Origin of the sequence: Cytobacillus sp. T106 (assembly GCF_040492155.1) — a bacterium.
Classification (GTDB): Bacteria; Bacillota; Bacilli; order Bacillales; family Cytobacillaceae; genus Bacillus_AB; species Bacillus_AB infantis.
In genome coordinates this window covers 589,063-606,011 of sequence record NZ_JBEUMK010000002.1, presented here as the reverse complement: position 1 = coordinate 606,011, position 16,949 = coordinate 589,063, and the positions used below count along the sequence as shown (strand labels likewise).

Below are 16,949 nucleotides of genomic sequence, written 5' to 3'. Positions count from 1 at the left end.
ATGTATGTGTGTTTTTTTGAGCAAGTAAAGAAACGCCCCCTATCGGCGACGTTCCTTATATATTATTTGTTGAAGAATTGAGCAATCTTTTCTACTACATATTCCTGCTGCTCCGGCTTCAGCTCAGGGAACATCGGCAGTGAAAGTGCTTCTGCAGCTGCCTTCTCGGAAATAGGAAGGTCCCCTTCTTTATAGCCAAGGTTTTGGAATACAGGCTGGACATGCAGCGGCAGCGGATAATAAATCATGGTTGCCACCCCTTCATCCTTCAAGAAAGACTGCAGTTCATCACGCTTGTCCACCCGGATTGTGTATTGGTGGAATACATGGTAATTGCCTTCCTTCTCAACTGGAGTCGCCACAAGATCTCCAACTCTTTCATTCAGGAGCTTAGTATAATAAGCGGCTCTTTCCCTTCTCATTTCACTCCAGTCATTCAAGTGAGGGAATTTCACATTCAGCACTGCAGCCTGCAGTTCATCAAGGCGGCTGTTGTAGCCAAGAACATGATGGTAGTATTTAGGCTTGCTTCCATGAACACGGATAACCCTGCAGCTTTCAGCAATCTCATCATCATTTGTTACAATCATGCCTGCATCGCCATAGGCGCCAAGGTTTTTGGTCGGGAAGAAACTGTATGTTGCGGCTGTACCAAGCTCACCAACTGTCTTCCCATTATGTTTGGCACCAATTGCCTGGGCAGCATCTTCAATAACAGCAAGGCCATGCTTATCTGCGATTTCACGGATGCGCTCCATATCTGCCATTTGCCCATAAAGATGGACAGGAATGATAGCCTTTGTTTTATCTGTAATAGCTTCTTCGATTTTTGCAGGATCAATATTGAAAGTAACCGGGTCAATATCGACATAAACCGGCTTCCCTCCTGCTCGTACAATCGCTCCGCCTGTAGCAAAGAATGTGAAAGGAGTTGTAATAACCTCATCCCCGTCCTTTACACCTGCAGCCTGCAATGAAATATGTATGGCATCACTTCCATTACCGCATCCGATACCATGGGCAACATTGCTATATTCTGCTACATCTTTTTCGAGTTTTTTCACATTATCGCCAAGGATGAATCGGGAAGAGCTCATTACTTCATCGAGAACCTTCAGCATTTCATCTCTTAAGCCTTGGTATTGTTCACTTAGATCCAGCATAGGGATTTTCATAAAAGAATTCCTCCATTTTTGCGTTTGAAATACGAATTTTATTTTATCACAACGGAAGGCGAAATTAGACATAATTCGATATCCATTTATGACAAATTAAGAAAAAGAGCAAAGGCAATTGATCAGGCAGCATATTAAAAGCTTTTTTTCCTTATAAAAAGCCGTTTGCGGGTCGTCCACAAACGGCCTATTATTATTGTCTGCCAGTAACTTTACGGTATATCTTGATGACAGGCTTATACCTTTCATGCACAAGACCGATTGTTTCTGCCAGTATTTCCGTAATAAGCAGCAGTCCAAAGATGATCAGTAAACTGCCCCATAGCGTTTGTGTTGTGAATAGTATGGCACTTACGCTAAAAAGAATACCAAATCCGTAAATAGTCAGGACCGTTGTACGGTGTGACAAACCCAGCGCCAGCAGCCTGTGATGCAAATGGGACTTATCCGGCGAGGAAATCGGCCTTTTATTGACAATTCTTCTTAATATTGCATAAGCTGTATCGAAAATGGGAACACCTAAAATGATGATCGGGACAATGAAACTAAATAGAGTTACACTTTTATACAGGCCGAGCAGAGACAGGATGGATATGGAATATCCCAGGAACAGTGCTCCTGTATCCCCCATAAAAATTTTGGCCGGATGGAAATTATGGAACAGGAACCCAAGTGTGCTCGCAAGCAGGATCAGGGACATCATCAATATCATCGGCTTCCCTGCGATTCCCGCAAGAAGGGCAATCGTCGCTATGACGATTGACGATATACCGGCAGATAATCCATCAAGCCCATCAATTAAATTAATGGCATTGGTGATGGCTACAATCCAGATGACTGTAATCGGATAGGTCCAGAAGCTCAGATCAAATGTGCCGATAAACGGAATCGTCAATAAGTCAATCGTCAGTCCGCTTCCCACCACGGCAGCTGCAGCAAGCAATTGGCCTGCAAGCTTATATTTGGCTGAGAGCTCATATTTATCATCCAGGATCCCCACAACGATAATAATGATGGCACCAACTGAAATTCCAGTTATCTTCTCGTTATGAAGGCCACCGACGAAGTAGCCTGCAAGAACACCGATGAATATGGCGAGCCCTCCAAGACGCGGCATGATTCTGGAGTGGACTTTTCTCTGATTCGGTTTATCGACCGCCCCAATCATATGTGCAAATTTTATTACCAGCGGCGTAATCAATATTGAAACAGCAAAAGCAGCTATAAAAGCGGCTATATATTTAATATCCAAATGAATCCACCTTTTTAGAAGATTTATATGGTGCCTTAAATTTAATCAGAATCATCGTATCACATTTTATAAAGAATTCAATTATTTTCATTATCCTAAATATTCCGACGAGGCATTATTCCTTCTTTCTCTCTCATTATCACCCCAAACAGCCCTAAAGTCTCTATAAAATTTCGACCTCAAATGGAAATTCCCTCTAATATAGACGGCTAAACAAAAAAAAAGTTACAATCTCATAGATTATAAGGTATTATGTCAAAAATTAACTGAGGAATTGCCATAAAAATATATTATACTACATAATATGGTATAATTTAGCTAGAAATAAAGCTTAGGAGAGAGCAACATGATTTCATTAATGAAAAGGATATTTAATGAAGATTCCGCTGAACTCAAACGTCTATATAAACATGTGACTAATATAAACGGGCTTGAGAAAAAAATCAAAGCGCTGTCTGACAAAGAATTGAAAGAATCGACATCCTACCTCAAAGAAAAGCTCGCCGGCGGTGCAACTGTCGAAGACATAAAAGAAGAAGCTTTCGCCATCGTCCGGGAGGCTGCCAGACGGGTTCTGGGTTTAAGGCACTATGAAGTCCAGCTTTTAGGCGGACTTGTCATGCTCGAAGGTGGCATCGCCCAAATGCAGACCGGTGAAGGAAAAACTCTTGTAGCCACCCTTCCAAGTTACCTTAAGGCATTGGAAGGCAAAGGCGTCCATGTCATCACTGCCAATGAATACCTGGCTAAAAGGGACTTCGAGCAAATGGGCAAGGTATTTTCATTCCTTGGACTGGAAGCAGGCCTGAATATTTCGCAAATCAGCGAGCAGGAAAAACGGCAGGCTTATGAAGCAGATATCACTTATGGTACAGGCACAGAATTCGGCTTTGACTTCCTTCGCGATAATATGGTCTCCAATATAGAAGAGAAAGTCCAGCGTCCCCTTCACTATGCAATTGTGGATGAGATTGACAGCATCCTGATTGATGAAGCACGGACCCCGCTTATCATTGCAAGCAAATCTGATATAGCAACAGAGCTATTTTACATTACCTCTGAAGTCGTTAAAGACTTTAAAGCAGGTGTAGAGTATGACTTCTACCCTGAAACAAAACAGATCAATCTTACGGATGAAGGGGCCACAGCCTTCGAGAAGGCATTCGGCCTGGAAAATCTGTATGATGCAGAACACCGTGAACTTCTGCACAACATTATGCAAGCCCTCCGTGCACATGTAGTCATGAGAAAAGATGTCGACTATATAGTCAAAGGAGACGACATTCTCCTTGTTGACCAGTTCACAGGCCGCATCATGGAAGGCAGGACATTCAGCGACGGCCTTCACCAGGCCATTGAGGCAAAGGAAGGCGTAACCGTAAAGGAAGAAAACCAGACACAGGCATCAATAACTGTCCAGAACTATTTCAGGATGTATGCAACACTTTCCGGCATGACAGGCAGTGCCTTGCCTGCTAAGAAAGAGTTTTTTGAAACTTATTACCTTAAAGTTGTAGCGATACCGACCAATATGCCTAATGCCCGGATAGATCAAGATCCCCTCGTTTATGCAGATTACCGGTCCAAGGCAGCTAAGATCGTTTCTGAAGTGGACAGGCTCAATAAGCTGGGACGGCCTGTTTTAATCGGTACAACATCGATTGAGCAATCTGAAAAGCTGTCTAACCATTTGGCTGAAGCCGGAATACCACATCGGATCCTGAATGCGAAAACAGAAGAAGATGAAGCAAAAATCATATCTAAAGCCGGCCAGGAAAAGCAGGTGATGCTGTCCACCAATATGGCCGGGCGCGGAACCGACATCCTTCTCGAAGAAACGGTGAAGGAGCTGGGCGGCCTGCATATTATCGGGACAGAGCTGCATGAAAGTGCACGGATTGATATGCAGCTGAGGGGAAGATCCGGACGCCAGGGCGACCCGGGCTCCACTCAATTCATCATTTCCCTTGAGGATGACATTTTCAACAGCTATGACAAAGAAGAATATGATAAATGGAAAAAGAAGATCAAGACGGACAGCAGCGGCCTGGTCATCGCGCCGAATCCTGTTAAATTTGTAAACAAAGTGCAGGAAACAGTTGAGAGTTCCCACTTCTCTGCCCGGAACCACTTATTGAAGCTGGATGACGTTGTAGACCAGCAGCGCAAGATCATCTACAAAAAGCGGGATCATATACTGGAAGCAGGCAGCTTTAATGAAACGCTGAAAGAATCTCTGAAAAAGCATTTAGAAAGGCTGGTCGACCAGTACTGCCCTGAGAGCCAGCTGCCGGAAGATTGGGCCATCGGCGGCCTGTATGAAGAGCTGGCCATGATTCTGGGAGAAATCCCTTTCCCGGAAAACTCACTGGAAGGACTTGAAAAGAAAGAGATTCAAGCCAAACTGGACGAGCTGCTTGAAGAATACAATAAGGTTCTGGATTCACTGGAAGAGAATGCAGAATTCCAGAATCAGATCAAACTGATGATGCTTCAGACCCTGGACCGCTCCTGGGTTGTTCATATGGAGCTTATGGTTCAAATGCGTGAAGGCATCAATATCCGCGGCTACGGCCAGGAAGATCCGTACAGGCTTTATGAAATGGAAGGTTTCGATGAATTTATGCACTTCCTCGCAGAACTTGATGCAAAGTACAGCAGGCAGGCACAATATTGTATCAGGCAGTTTCTTGAAGAATAGAGTTTGAACAACAGGGAGGAGACGATTATGGGATTATTCAGCAAGAAAAAGAAACATACAGAACAAACGCCAGATGATGTCCCTGCTTTAGGCGGGCATGGCGGAGATCCAAACCCTAATGCCGAAGAAACGGGCATTAAAACGGCATTATCTTACCATCCGGAATGGGAGCTCACTCCCCAGGAAAAGTATGTGCTCCAATTTAATCACCAAAAGCTGCCCGGGCTTCAGCCCAACCAGCTTTCAATCAACGGGATCAATCTTTATGAATATGAAGACGGGTTCGTCGTTACAGCTTTTTTGCAGAGCACACTTCCCAAGCCGGTTTCTTTTGAGATCATGGATTTGGTCATTGTAGATGAAGAAGGCAATCCGCTGGCCCGGAAAAGCTTTGAAATGGATTTATTCGGAGAACTGCCTCCACAGACCTGCAGACCTTGGAGATTCCTTTTCAATAATGAAGACAAACTAGCAGAGGACATTCCTGCTAAAGGCTGGAAGCTCGTTTTTGAACTGAAGCAAAAGTCTCTTGCCGGCCTTGAACTTGATCTTGAAGAAAGCTGGAAAGAGTCGCTTGGTGAAGAACAAAAGAATAAATTGCAGGAGTTCGTCAAGAATCTTCCTCCTTTGAAGGAGGGTGAAGTGAACTTTATGGGCCTTGAGGCAAGGCAATCCGAAAACAGAAGCATCCCAGTGACCCTGCTGGTCCGTAATGCAAGCAACCGAAGCATCTTCCTTGAGCACCTCCCGCTTGCACTCGAAGATGCTTCAAATGAAATTGTTGCACAGGCAGGCTTTGCACTCAATAATCTTGAAGTGAAACCTCATACATGCAAACCATGGACATTTGTATTCCCTGAAGAAGCGATCAAAAAAGAGCAGATTGACCTCAGCAAATGGAAGGCATATGTGCCGAATCAATAAAAAAAGTCATTTCCCCTGGCGGGAAATGACTTTTTTATTGGCTGTGGGGTCAGACACCTACTTTGGAACTGTTTTTATAGAGGTTACGATCCATTCATTATTAATATAATCGATCGTTGCTACAAAATCATTTTTTCCATCCAAATCGCTATCCTGGAATTGTGTTATTTTATACTGACGCTTGTTTATTTTCTCGGTCTCATATGGTAAAAAGTCCCAAAACATCATCGGTGGCTCTGTATGATTTATATACACTCCGTCTGGTTGTTCATAAAATACATAGCCGTAATGGTAAGCTGCAAGTTCTTTTTTCATGACTCCATTAAATTCACTGAACAAGTCATCCAAGGTATTGTATGAAGTCAATTTATAATCCTCCGTCGTCTCACTTGTATAAATCTTTTCCTCAATGGACCTTATTTGAGAAAATATCTTTACAACATCCGGGCCTTTTACAGGAGTATCCTTCTCCTGCTGTTCCGGGGAATCTTTCTTAGGGGCTTCGACAGCCTTTATTTCCTTTTCTGCAGTGTCTTTCTCTTGTTCATTGCTTTCCTGAACAGCGGCCTTGCTATGATCCTCATTCTGCGGTTTATTCGGCGGCTCACTCGTATTAGGTTTTTCTATGTTTTTATCAGGGATCAAAGGATCAAACCCTTTTTGCTCTAAAATGGAGGCAGTAATTTTAAGCATTTCTTCCTTAGAAAGATTGCCTTCCTGTTCTACTGCCTGATAAAATCCCTCATCTTCCCATAGGATAAGTGAATGTTTATCAGTAAATTTATAGAAAGTCCCTGTCAGGCCGCTGGCAAGCTGGATTTCCTCAGTAACAGCCTTTTTATCTTTAACAGGATGCTTTTTTTGCATTTTATAAGCAAAAAACTCTGCCTTATTTAAGCTATTTTCATAAACATGTTCATAAAGTTCATCATCACCAGCATGTACATGCTTATGACTGTATGATTCCGGAATATATTTTGGCGGCACCAAAACGGGCTTTTTCTCTTCTGCTGCCTGCTGTTTTATATGAGCAGAATCAGTAGAAGGACTACCAGTGCCGTCTGAAATATAAGCAAAAATCCCTGCCGCCGATGCCACCGCGAAAGCTCCGCTTAAAAATATAGGGACCATCCTCTTTACTGGTGCCTGTTTATTTCTTTTACGGGTCGTTATTTCGTTTAACACTGTTCTCTTCATCTCATTTGTGAATTTGAATCCTTCTAACTCGCTTTCAAGCATTTGACTTTTGATCCTGCTCATTTCCTTTTCCATAAAAGTAGTCCTCCCCCCTGTCCTCAACGATATTTTTCAACAGCTTTTTCCCCTTGAGCATGCGGGATTTAACTGTATTTAAATTCAAGTCGCAGACTTCGCTGATTTCTTTCTGAGACAGCTCCCTGAAAAAGTAAAGGAATATGACCTCCCGATATTTAACAGGCAGCCTGAAAACAGCATCAACAAGCTCATTCCGTTCAGCTTCTTGGATATATTCGTTTTCAGCTCCTGATTGGCTCGATGTGAAAAATGAGGATATATAATCAGTCACATGAATTTTGCGGTTATACCAGCTTTTTAAGTAATCTTTGCAATGATTGACTGCCACCCTGTACATCCAAGTCTCCAAAGCTGATTCTTCTTTAAAGGAATCAAGCTTTTCATAACATTTTATAAATATCTCCTGTGCCAAATCCTCTGCTGTCTGCCTGTTTCGCACATAGGAGTAGGCAAGGTGAAGGACTTCTGTGCCATAGCGGTTCATCAGATCAGTAATGATCTCTTTTTTATTCACTTTTCTCCCCCTCCCGTAATAATTTACAGGAATATCAATACTTTGTTTATTTTACAAATTTTAGACGATCTTAAGGGAAGAAAAGTTTAAAAAGATTGTGGTAATTATAACCAGAAGGCCTGTCTTTTTAGAAAGACAGGCCTTTGGCTTATTTTAAATTTGAGGAGGCAATATATCCAACTTTATTGGTACCCTGAATTTGAACCTTATACCAAGTGAAAAGATTGAAACGGTTCGAATCTTCGAATATCCCGTCCTGGATAATGACCTTTGTTCCTGCAGGAAGTGATTCATAAGAGCCGCCTGTTGCTGGCTGCTGCCTGAAGTTACCTCCGCTTGTCAAAGACACAACATCACCCGCCTTGTACAGCTGTGTGGATTTTGTTTTGCTGACTGTCTGGTAAAGCATCTTTGTTTTAAAATCCATTAATCCGTTCGGGTAAGTAATCGATAGCTGTGATTCTGGAATCAGTGCCGGCTTGACCTGGGCATATTGCTCGATATTCGCATACACTTTTTCCTGATAGGTCTGTCCGGTGGTATGTGCTGGATCATTCCTTGATGACAGGCCGTTGTATGCTAGAATAGCAAAATACCAATTTTCGAGGATATTTTTTTCATTGTCATTGATGACCGGAATCCTGCTGCCTCCATAATTCCATTTCTCAAGAAGTATTTCTGCACCTACCTGGATATTGTAGCGTGTGTCGAATTTCAGCCTTTCTAAATCATAATCGGTTACAGCATCTCCTAAAGTTACCTGCATGATTCCAATGCCGCCGTCCGGAGAGATAAATGGAGTTCCGTCGTTATTAAACTGCTGGAAGTTTCCGTTCTCTGTTATTGCAATGCCTTTCAGCACTTCTGCAGGAATATTCTTCTTCAAAGCTTCCGTTGTTAGTGCAGCTTTAATTTCAGGTACAGACAACTCAACTTTTACAGGTACATCAGTTTCTCCCAGATCATATTCCTCTCCCAGCTGCTGTAGTCTGCTGTTCAATGCCGAGCGGTGCTCTTTATATTCTACTAAAGGAAGCAGTTGTTTTACTTCGTTGAAGTATTCTAAAGCGCTTGCCCTGTCGCCAGCTGCAAGAGCAGCTTCCATTTCATCAAGCTCCATTTTGACAGTAATGGCATTCTTAATGCTGTTGCGGACTGTTTCAGCACTATATTTGTAGTTGTTCCTGATCAGATCCCTCGTAGACTGTCCATATACTCGATCAAGGAGTACTCCCTGTTTCCTTATCTCTGAAGATAAAGAATGATAGGCAGCTTCAAGTTCTTCGTTTACTTTGTTTGATTTTATAAGAACTGAGAGTTGATTCTTCTTTTCTGTAATCTTCTCACCGGCTGTTATGGCGTCGATATAATACATGGCTCTATTTATATGAAGCTTCGATTCTTTTTCAAGTATACTTCTTAGTGACACTGCATTCGCAGGCTTGCTTGAATTAATCATAGCTAAAGCCTTTGCATTAGCGTCCTTAGCATCATTATACTGTTTCCATGGCCTTGTCTTGCCATCCCCGGACCCTTCAATTGAAATAGCCCATTTCAGCACGGTCGCCTTGTTTTTTGCATCAGTCATATAAGCGTTTAAGTTTGACGCTCCCAGGGTATTTTTTGGAATAAGAGAAAATGCCATCAATAACACTAGCATTCCAGCTATCAGCTTTTGCACTCTATTATTCAAAATAGTCTCCTCCTCAAAATAAAAGCCTCCAAAAAAGGAGGCATGAAATTTTTATAGTTCGTAGTAGTCAATATGCTCCGGCATATTGGTAATGTACATGCTGCTTCCGAGTCCATATTGGCCTCCGTACATTGTATCGTAAACATAAACGCGGTACTTTTCACCCGGCTTCAGAATCCTGACCATCTCTAGTTTATTGCTGCTGTTTCTCTTCCATAGATTAATAGGTTTCTTGATTTCCACTATGCCGATTTGGCCGCTCTTAACAGCAAGTCCGCGGAAATTCCCATCAGCATGAAGGGAAGCTGCTTTAGGAGCCTCCTGGACGTATCTTTTCGCACCCAGATATCTGCTCTTCCAGTAGTAAGGATCTTCAATGCTGCTGATTGAAATCCCTTTGGTGGCATCAGCATGGATAAACTGGCTGTCACCAATATATATACCTGAGTGGGATGGACCTGGTTTATATGTTTCAAAGAAAACAGCATCCCCCGGCTTCAAATCGCTTTTTTCAACAGGTGTGCCTGCAGAAAACTGATCTGAAGAAATCCTAGGAAGATCGACATTATATTGGCTGTATACATATCTTAAGAATCCGGAACAGTCAAAGCCTGAAGTTGTTGCCCCTCCATAAACATAAGGAATTCCTATTAAATTTTTGCTGTAGCTCACAATATCTTCGTTTAAACTGGATGCTTGTGCAGTTGCCGCCCCTGCAAAAATAGGCAAAACCAAACTTGCAGATAAAACTAATTTCGCTAATCTTCTCATATGTACCCCCAAAATGATAAAAATGCTGTCAATTTTTATCTCTCTGAAGGTAATTTTACCTTATTTTCTGTAATTTTCTTATTTCATTTATATTAAAAAAGCCCTCTAATATTTCATTTATATTACAAATGAATAGAATTAGAGGGTTCTTTTTCTCTATTTTGGAGTGAAGTAGTTTTGTGAATAGTAAGGAAGTCCTTCTTTATCCGTGAAAGCAACGCCAACCCCTAGGTTTCTCCATTTTGGATCAAGAATATTTTTTCTGTGTCCCAGAGAATTCAATAAAGCTTCATGTGCAAATATACTGCTATAATATCCCATTGCTATATTTTCCCCTGCAGCCGAATAGCGCACGCCTTCTTTTGTCATTCTCGTAAAAGGGGTTTCTCCCCGAAGGTTATTATGGGCAAAAAAATTATGCTCCGCCATATCCTGGCTGTGCTTGCGCGCAGAACGATCAGCAAGCATATCTCTAGTCACAGCTCCAAAGCCGTTCCTTACACGTATGCTATTGGTTAAATCAAACATGGTGCGTTCGAAAGCAAGCTGCAGGCTGACCGTAGGAGGACCGAAGAATCCTGTCTTTCTTTCTTCCATTTCCTGTTTCAGCATCTGGACTGCAGTTACCTTTCCTGCATTATGGACATCGTAAAATACTGTGGCTATGTTTCCTTTGATAGAAAAATAATCTTTCTCTGCAGTTTGTTCCAAATTGTAGCGGGTATATCCCTTAACAATATAGCTGATGGGACTTCCCAGACTATCCCTCGTATCAGCCTTCGAAGTGCCAATTGTAATACCTGAGCCGCTCTTTAGCTGTCCGGAATTAGTATAAAACCCTTCAACCTTATTAGATTTATCATAGGAAATGAGGATAAAGTTTTTATAGTTTTGGTGATACACATTCCACAGAGAACTATATTCATTGAGCTGCCTGTCCTTTTCCCTGCCTAATAGCCTTTCAACATCAGCCTTGGGAGTGCCGATCGTTATTCCGCTTACCGAAAAAACAGAAGCATCTTGGCAATTCAGCAGACTTAACTTGGCCTTTGAAGGAGTCTGGTAAAGGACACTGCTGTCCTTCTTAACAAATAACCCTCCTCCTAAACCATAATAGCCATTTTTGTAAGAGTAGACCCGATACTCTGCATCTTTTAAAAGCAATTTTGCCGGTTTTATGCTGCTGCTTAAAGTATAGCTTTGTACATTCTTTAAAATGGTCACTTTCCCGATTTGGCCCTGTTTCAGTTCAGTCTTTCCCCACATGACTCTATCAGGACAGCTTTCACTGGCAGAGGCTTGGAACTGGAACCCGAAAAAAGCGCAGGCGAATATGGCAGCCACGATTACTAGCCTTTTCAAATTAATCCCCCTATCATTTTTCTTTTTCTATAGACATCTTTTTGCTTATTGAAACATAACAATCACAGATTGTTCACTCAAGCGGCAAAAGTATGAACTTTCACAATGGAAGAAAACTATAACAAAAGACCTGACCCGGCTGAAGATAGTATCCTCAGCCATCAGGTCAGGCCCCTTTTTTACTTATGAGAAATCCGGCCAGTTCTTTTGATAAAGATCACCCTTAATTTGTTCAAGGGTTCTGTATCTGAACGGCATCATATCGCCAGAGTCCTTGTCCACATATTCCAGCGCAAGTTCCAGTGGGATAAGGTTAAATTGATCCTTTACTTCTGACAGGAAAAAAGCATCCTGTATTTTACCGCTCTTTTTAGAATCAATTAACAGAAATGCCGGGTAAAATGTGCCGTCTTTAGCTTCCAATATCGCTTTGGCGCTCAGGAACCCTTTCGGCTCTTTCTCAATGTTATCATTCGCTGTTTTATCCAAAGCCTTTTGAGCCCAGACCTGGCGCTTATAGCCTCCAATGATTTTGGGAGGTTCCTTCTCAAACTGCTTCCTGATTTCATCAATGTTATTTTGGCTTGGTCTTAATGACATTCTTTTCCCTCCAAAGAAAAAGGGTTCTGTAAATTAATATCTAATATAAAAAATATTATCGCTTGTAATAGAGTACCATAACCCCTTATACAAATCAAACCAATGAAAAAAGGGGTCAGACCCCTACTTTAGACCCACAAGTCACCCGGGGTGCTAAGTAAGGGGCCAGACCCTATTTGTATACTGCCTGAATCTGGTCTATATAGATAATTCCACCATTTTTATTAGAATCACTGACCTCCATGTAGCGTACTGGTGTGTCAATTGACAGCGGGAGTGCCAAACCTTGGGGAACCGCTGCTTCGACATACTTCCAGCCCGTCCAGTTTAGATCTTTAGTAAAATCAAGCTGGATTTCTTTATTCTTTCCGTCCTTCAGCTGCATTCTCAGCCAATGTCCCTTGCCATCGCCGTAAACCCACATTCCAATTTTCTTTGGATATCCCTTTATCTGGATCGGCTTGGCGGCATCAATATATGCACCTGAAGTTCCGGATGTACCATTAAAGTCATAAGCAAGCTTTGCAGCGTATTTTCCTGTCTTGCTTTGTGCGGCAGAGGACTCTGCACTCACACTTTTATAACGGGCACCAGAGGCTTTATAATTTCCAAACCCTGCTTCAAAGCCTTCAAGCAGGATTGGCTCAGGAGTGCCGACTGTCACATTGATTTTAGCTGATAATTTTCCATGGCTAACGGTAATGATCCCAGACCCATTTGTATTTCCTGCCTTAAACTCTCCATTTGTTATTGTTCCAATATTAGGTGACACGCTCCATTTAAAAGCAGAAGGGTCTGTCAGTACAGCCTTGCCCTTGTATATACCCTGAGGCATTATTTTGTACGAGTTATTTTTTTCAACAATTATATCTTTCTCCTGAACTAGCAGCTGGTCCAGAGTATTGATGATCTTGACTTTAACTTTTCCGGAGACCCCTCCAGCGGTCACAGTCATTTCGCTGCTGGCAGTATTCCCCAATGCTGTATAACTGCCATCAGCATTCTTCCTTAATGCCGGCGAAGTGAATGCCACTGGCTGTGGTACCGGAACAGCATTATAAAAGCGGTCCATTCCTTTAATAGTAAGACCCATATTGCTATGAGTATAATTCGCACCAGCAAACAGTGTAACTTCACCAGGTGATAGAATCAGCTGGTTGAGAGGGCCGTTTAAATATTTGCTGATAAACAGCAATGAATTAGAAACCGATCTTTCCCTGCCATCTGAAGGTTTGTTCTGAATCGTCACCTGGCTGTCTCCATATTCCCTGGAAACGAGAGTGGAAGAACCCCCTCCATCAAAAGTGAACGCATTGACAGCTCCTAAATCTTTCATTAGCGCTGCCACTTCCGACAGGCTTAGACCTACACTTTGTGAGGTACGACCATCAATAACAGCAGTAACGATGCTTCCATCTGCTTTAATGCCGATAGCAGATCTTGGATGAACGCCTGCAACGGTTTGCGGGATAACCTTTCCGTTTCTTACAAGATGATATCTTCCGCTGATGGCCTCTTCAACCTGGTTCCACTCAGCTGAATCAAATACCGCGCTTACCTCTACCTTATCTCCTGCCTTTATTGTCTGCAGGTATTGGCTGGCAAGATGATGCCCGGAAAGAATAAATTCTCCCTCATTCAGTTTCTGGTCCCCTGCACCCTGTATAACTTTTGTGACGGTACCAGTCAATACGCTATGCCCGTTCAGCTGCCCTGAATCAATTTTCACCACTGCTTCTGTTCCAAGTTCATTGGTTTTCGTAGAACTTGCAAAGAAAGGTGTATACAGGACAAGGTTGTTGGCAAGCCTCTTTCTATTTACAGAGTTAATCGTATATGGAGACCCGCCATTAATTTGGACCGATAACTTCAGGTCAGGGCTCCCGATCAAAGGCTTGCTGTCCTTGGTAACTCCAAATACAGCCAATTGAAGGAGCGGCGTCTGGCTTGTCGTTACAATATTGCCCTTATGTATCATCAAATCCACAGGGTGGCCATTGCTGTCAAAATAATCACCATTGATCCCTGCGACTACATGATTGTCCGGAGCCTGATTTCTGTTAGCCTGCTTGGAGACCTGTTCAAAACCAAACAGCTGATCGTTAGCCAAGGCTGTTTCCATTGCAATTTTTTCTGTTTTTCCATCATATTCAACTGCGTAGATCTTCTGTTTTCCGCGATTACTGTCAACAGCCAGTTCTGTCTGTGTAACTCCAGGTGCCAATGTTTTGGAGTTTTGGCTGGTGACCTTGCCAATTGACAGTTTTGTCACAGGCGCTGGAGCATTGCCTCCGCCTTCGGCTGCTTCAAGCTCAGCCAGTTTTCTTTTGGAAGGTGTCCGATAGTCGACATATCCTGCCATTTTCGTAATATAATATCCCCCGCCCAGTCCATACTGGCCTCCAAAGAGATTATCATACCTGTAGACCCGGTACTGCTCCCCAGGCTTTAATACTCTTTCATAAACGAGCTTATCTCCAACACGTTTCCAGAGATTAATAGGCTTTATGACTTTTATCTTTCCTATTTGCCCCTTTACCATAAGCAATCCGTCCCAATACACTTTATTGGTGCTTGCCTCGGCAGGCGAATGAATTCCCATAATCAGTGCAGCAGCTACAACTACATTAACAAACCATTTTTTCCGCATTATTCCTCTCCTTTTAAATATTACATTATCATTATATGACAAAATACCAACCATTTGGACATAAACTTCCAATTATCCCCTCTTATCCTACTAAAGTAGGGGTCAGACCCCAAAAAACGGCACCCTGGAAGGGTGCCGTTTTTTGGGGCTTCATTGCCACTTCATGCTTCTTATAAACTCATAAGTTCTTGGTGCTTTCCTTTTTAGAAGTTTGTTGGAGCTTTCGTCCAGATAATACATAGCGAAGGATTCAGCAAAAAATTCTTCTGCATAACCCGTGTAATAGTTTTCTTTAGGAAAAAGGTTTTCCTTTTCATTCTCCCATATGGACGTAAATACTTTACCGGATGATATCTGGTTTTTTACAATGCTATCCAAGGAATGAGCCAGTTCGTGAAGTTCAAGGTTAATCGATCCATGGCCAGCTCCTCTATGGCTGTAGCCGATTCTTATAGCAACGGTTTTAGTTCCCCCTATACCAGGTATGTCGTCCCAGGTTTTATTGGTTCCTTCCCACCCCCGGGGTGTGATACCTCTCAAATAGGCGAATTCACTGGTGTCTGTAATAGGTCCATTTGTTAAAAGAATAGAGATTTTATTCAGGTATACTTGCTGAAGTAGAGGTACAGGCAATGTCTCCAGGCGCTGAAGGATTTCATCTGCCTCTCCTTTGTCGTAGCTTCCCTGCGGCAGAGAAACTATCTGCTTGATGAGACAAGAGCTTTCGCATCCAAGCAGCATCCTCTTTTCCGCCGACGGTGTTTCATATTTAACTCTTTCCGGTATGTTTGTGATGTAAAGATTGCCTCCAAGGCCAAACTGGCCGCCATAAGCCGAATCCATCCGGTACACTCTATACCGTTCGCCCTTCTTTAGTATCCTTTCAAAAACAAGCCCGCTTTCAGATCTCTTCCACAAATTTATAGGTTCATTAACTGTCACTCTGCCAATCTGCCCCTTTTTTAACTCCATTCCATCCCATAGTACCGACGCGGAAGCATTTGAATCAGGAGAAACACAAAGCAGAAGTGCTAGAATTGCAAATGCAGCAATGAATTTTTTCATAATGATTTCTCCCTTCCTTTAAGTTCAATATTAATCTGTTTGCCGCTAAAAAGAAAGGGTCAGACCCCTACTAAAGTAGGGGTCTGACCCCACCTAATTCAACAATTTCTTAGAAGGTGTTTCGTACTTGATATGGTCCTTCATGTTAGTAACATAGTAGCCTGCTCCGACACCGTACTGGCCGCCGTATTTGGAATCATACGAATAGACTCTGTATACTTCTCCAGGTTTAAGAATGCGTACAAACTTAAGGGTTTCCCCTTCCCTTTTCCATAGATTGATGCTTTTATTGATTTTCAGTCTTCCAATTTGTCCGCTTTTAAGCTCCATTCCATCCCAATAAACCACTTTGCCCGGTTGCTTTTTTAAACTTATTAATTCCTCATATAGCGGACTTCCGTACTCTAAATCCGGCTGATCAGTCAAGATCGGTCCAACGTTTTCAGCATAGTGTCTGTATGTTCCTTCACTGTCCTTTGTAACCACAACATTTGTGAAAGTTCCAGCCCGCGTTTTTACTGTTTTTCCAATCTCGATTATCTTAACAGTTAGTGGGATGCCATTATAGTCTTCCTTCCATGTCTGTCCCAAAAAAATCGGATATTTTAATTCTTGAAAGGAAAATCTAGTGTCTATATTTTCAGCATATAGCCCATTCTCATCTTCTCTGTACATAATTTCAGATTCATGATCTCCGCCATAAGAGTAAATATTCTTCCAATACGCCTTATTCCCATCCTGCCTTAAGAAGGTCTGTTTGCTTCGGCCTTCATAATAGACATATTCATAGATCCGGCTTTTATCAGGCATAAAAGACGGCCCCTTTTTGTTATCAGCATGAGCATTGCTGCAGTTTAAAATATAGGCAAATAATAGAATAGGGATGATAAGGACATATTTTCTCACTTTTTTCTCCTCCAGATATATAGATTACTACTAATCTATTCTCTTCATGGAAGATTTATAC

At 42.3% G+C, this 16,949-nt stretch carries 13 protein-coding genes; 2 read left to right on the top strand and 11 right to left on the bottom strand.

Going from position 1 to position 16,949, the window contains the following annotated elements:
* Window positions 1-62 precede the first annotated feature (62 nt).
* Together ABU165_RS07210 and ABU165_RS07205 are read right to left on the bottom strand one after the other, a co-directional pair.
* The gene (locus tag ABU165_RS07210) at window positions 63-1,175 is read right to left on the bottom strand and encodes a DegT/DnrJ/EryC1/StrS family aminotransferase (RefSeq protein ID WP_148949702.1); all 1,113 of its coding nucleotides are present in this window, start codon (window positions 1,173-1,175) and stop codon (window positions 63-65) included.
* A gap of 193 nt (window positions 1,176-1,368) precedes the next feature.
* On the bottom strand, window positions 1,369-2,427 hold the full coding sequence (locus tag ABU165_RS07205; protein ID WP_318059926.1) for a glycosyltransferase family 4 protein: 1,059 nt from the start codon (window positions 2,425-2,427) through the stop codon (window positions 1,369-1,371).
* A 346-nt stretch (window positions 2,428-2,773) separates the two neighbouring features.
* Between ABU165_RS07205 and secA2 the strand changes: the two genes are divergently transcribed.
* Entirely contained in the window at window positions 2,774-5,128 is a 2,355-nt protein-coding gene (secA2, locus tag ABU165_RS07200) for an accessory Sec system translocase SecA2 (RefSeq protein ID WP_318059925.1), read from the top strand.
* A 27-nt stretch (window positions 5,129-5,155) separates the two neighbouring features.
* On the top strand, window positions 5,156-6,052 hold the full coding sequence (locus ABU165_RS07195) for an accessory Sec system S-layer assembly protein (protein ID WP_318059924.1): 897 nt from the start codon (window positions 5,156-5,158) through the stop codon (window positions 6,050-6,052).
* A gap of 57 nt (window positions 6,053-6,109) precedes the next feature.
* On the opposite strand, the gene ABU165_RS07190 is transcribed toward ABU165_RS07195, so the two are convergent.
* The 9 genes from ABU165_RS07190 to ABU165_RS25175 all read right to left on the bottom strand — a co-directional run bounded on the left by ABU165_RS07190 (window position 6,110) and on the right by ABU165_RS25175 (window position 16,792).
* Window positions 6,110-7,324 carry a DUF4367 domain-containing protein gene (locus ABU165_RS07190; protein ID WP_318059923.1) on the bottom strand — a complete coding sequence of 405 codons (1,215 nt, stop codon included), beginning with the start codon at window positions 7,322-7,324 and terminating at the stop codon, window positions 6,110-6,112.
* Window positions 7,284-7,841, bottom strand: coding sequence for a sigma-70 family RNA polymerase sigma factor (locus tag ABU165_RS07185; protein ID WP_101549295.1), 558 nt, complete (start codon window positions 7,839-7,841; stop codon window positions 7,284-7,286). The genes ABU165_RS07190 and ABU165_RS07185 overlap by 41 nt, the downstream gene beginning before the upstream one ends.
* 148 nt (window positions 7,842-7,989) lie before the next feature.
* Window positions 7,990-9,534 (bottom strand): hypothetical protein, encoded by a 1,545-nt coding sequence (locus ABU165_RS07180; RefSeq protein WP_318059922.1) that lies wholly within the window; start codon window positions 9,532-9,534, stop codon window positions 7,990-7,992.
* A gap of 51 nt (window positions 9,535-9,585) precedes the next feature.
* Window positions 9,586-10,305, bottom strand: coding sequence for a C40 family peptidase (locus tag ABU165_RS07175; protein ID WP_318059921.1), 720 nt, complete (start codon window positions 10,303-10,305; stop codon window positions 9,586-9,588).
* Between the two features lie 156 nt (window positions 10,306-10,461).
* Window positions 10,462-11,667, bottom strand: coding sequence for a CAP domain-containing protein (locus tag ABU165_RS07170; RefSeq protein WP_318059920.1), 1,206 nt, complete (start codon window positions 11,665-11,667; stop codon window positions 10,462-10,464).
* 183 nt (window positions 11,668-11,850) lie between these two features.
* Window positions 11,851-12,267 (bottom strand): hypothetical protein, encoded by a 417-nt coding sequence (locus tag ABU165_RS07165; RefSeq protein WP_180827290.1) that lies wholly within the window; start codon window positions 12,265-12,267, stop codon window positions 11,851-11,853.
* 172 nt (window positions 12,268-12,439) lie between these two features.
* Window positions 12,440-14,917 (bottom strand): phosphodiester glycosidase family protein, encoded by a 2,478-nt coding sequence (locus tag ABU165_RS07160; protein ID WP_318059919.1) that lies wholly within the window; start codon window positions 14,915-14,917, stop codon window positions 12,440-12,442.
* 150 nt (window positions 14,918-15,067) lie between these two features.
* The gene (locus tag ABU165_RS07155; RefSeq protein WP_318059918.1) at window positions 15,068-15,982 is read right to left on the bottom strand and encodes an anthrax toxin lethal factor-related metalloendopeptidase; all 915 of its coding nucleotides are present in this window, start codon (window positions 15,980-15,982) and stop codon (window positions 15,068-15,070) included.
* A 93-nt stretch (window positions 15,983-16,075) separates the two neighbouring features.
* The gene (locus ABU165_RS25175) at window positions 16,076-16,792 is read right to left on the bottom strand and encodes an alpha-amylase (RefSeq protein ID WP_396349960.1); all 717 of its coding nucleotides are present in this window, start codon (window positions 16,790-16,792) and stop codon (window positions 16,076-16,078) included.
* Window positions 16,793-16,949: the final 157 nt, after the last annotated feature.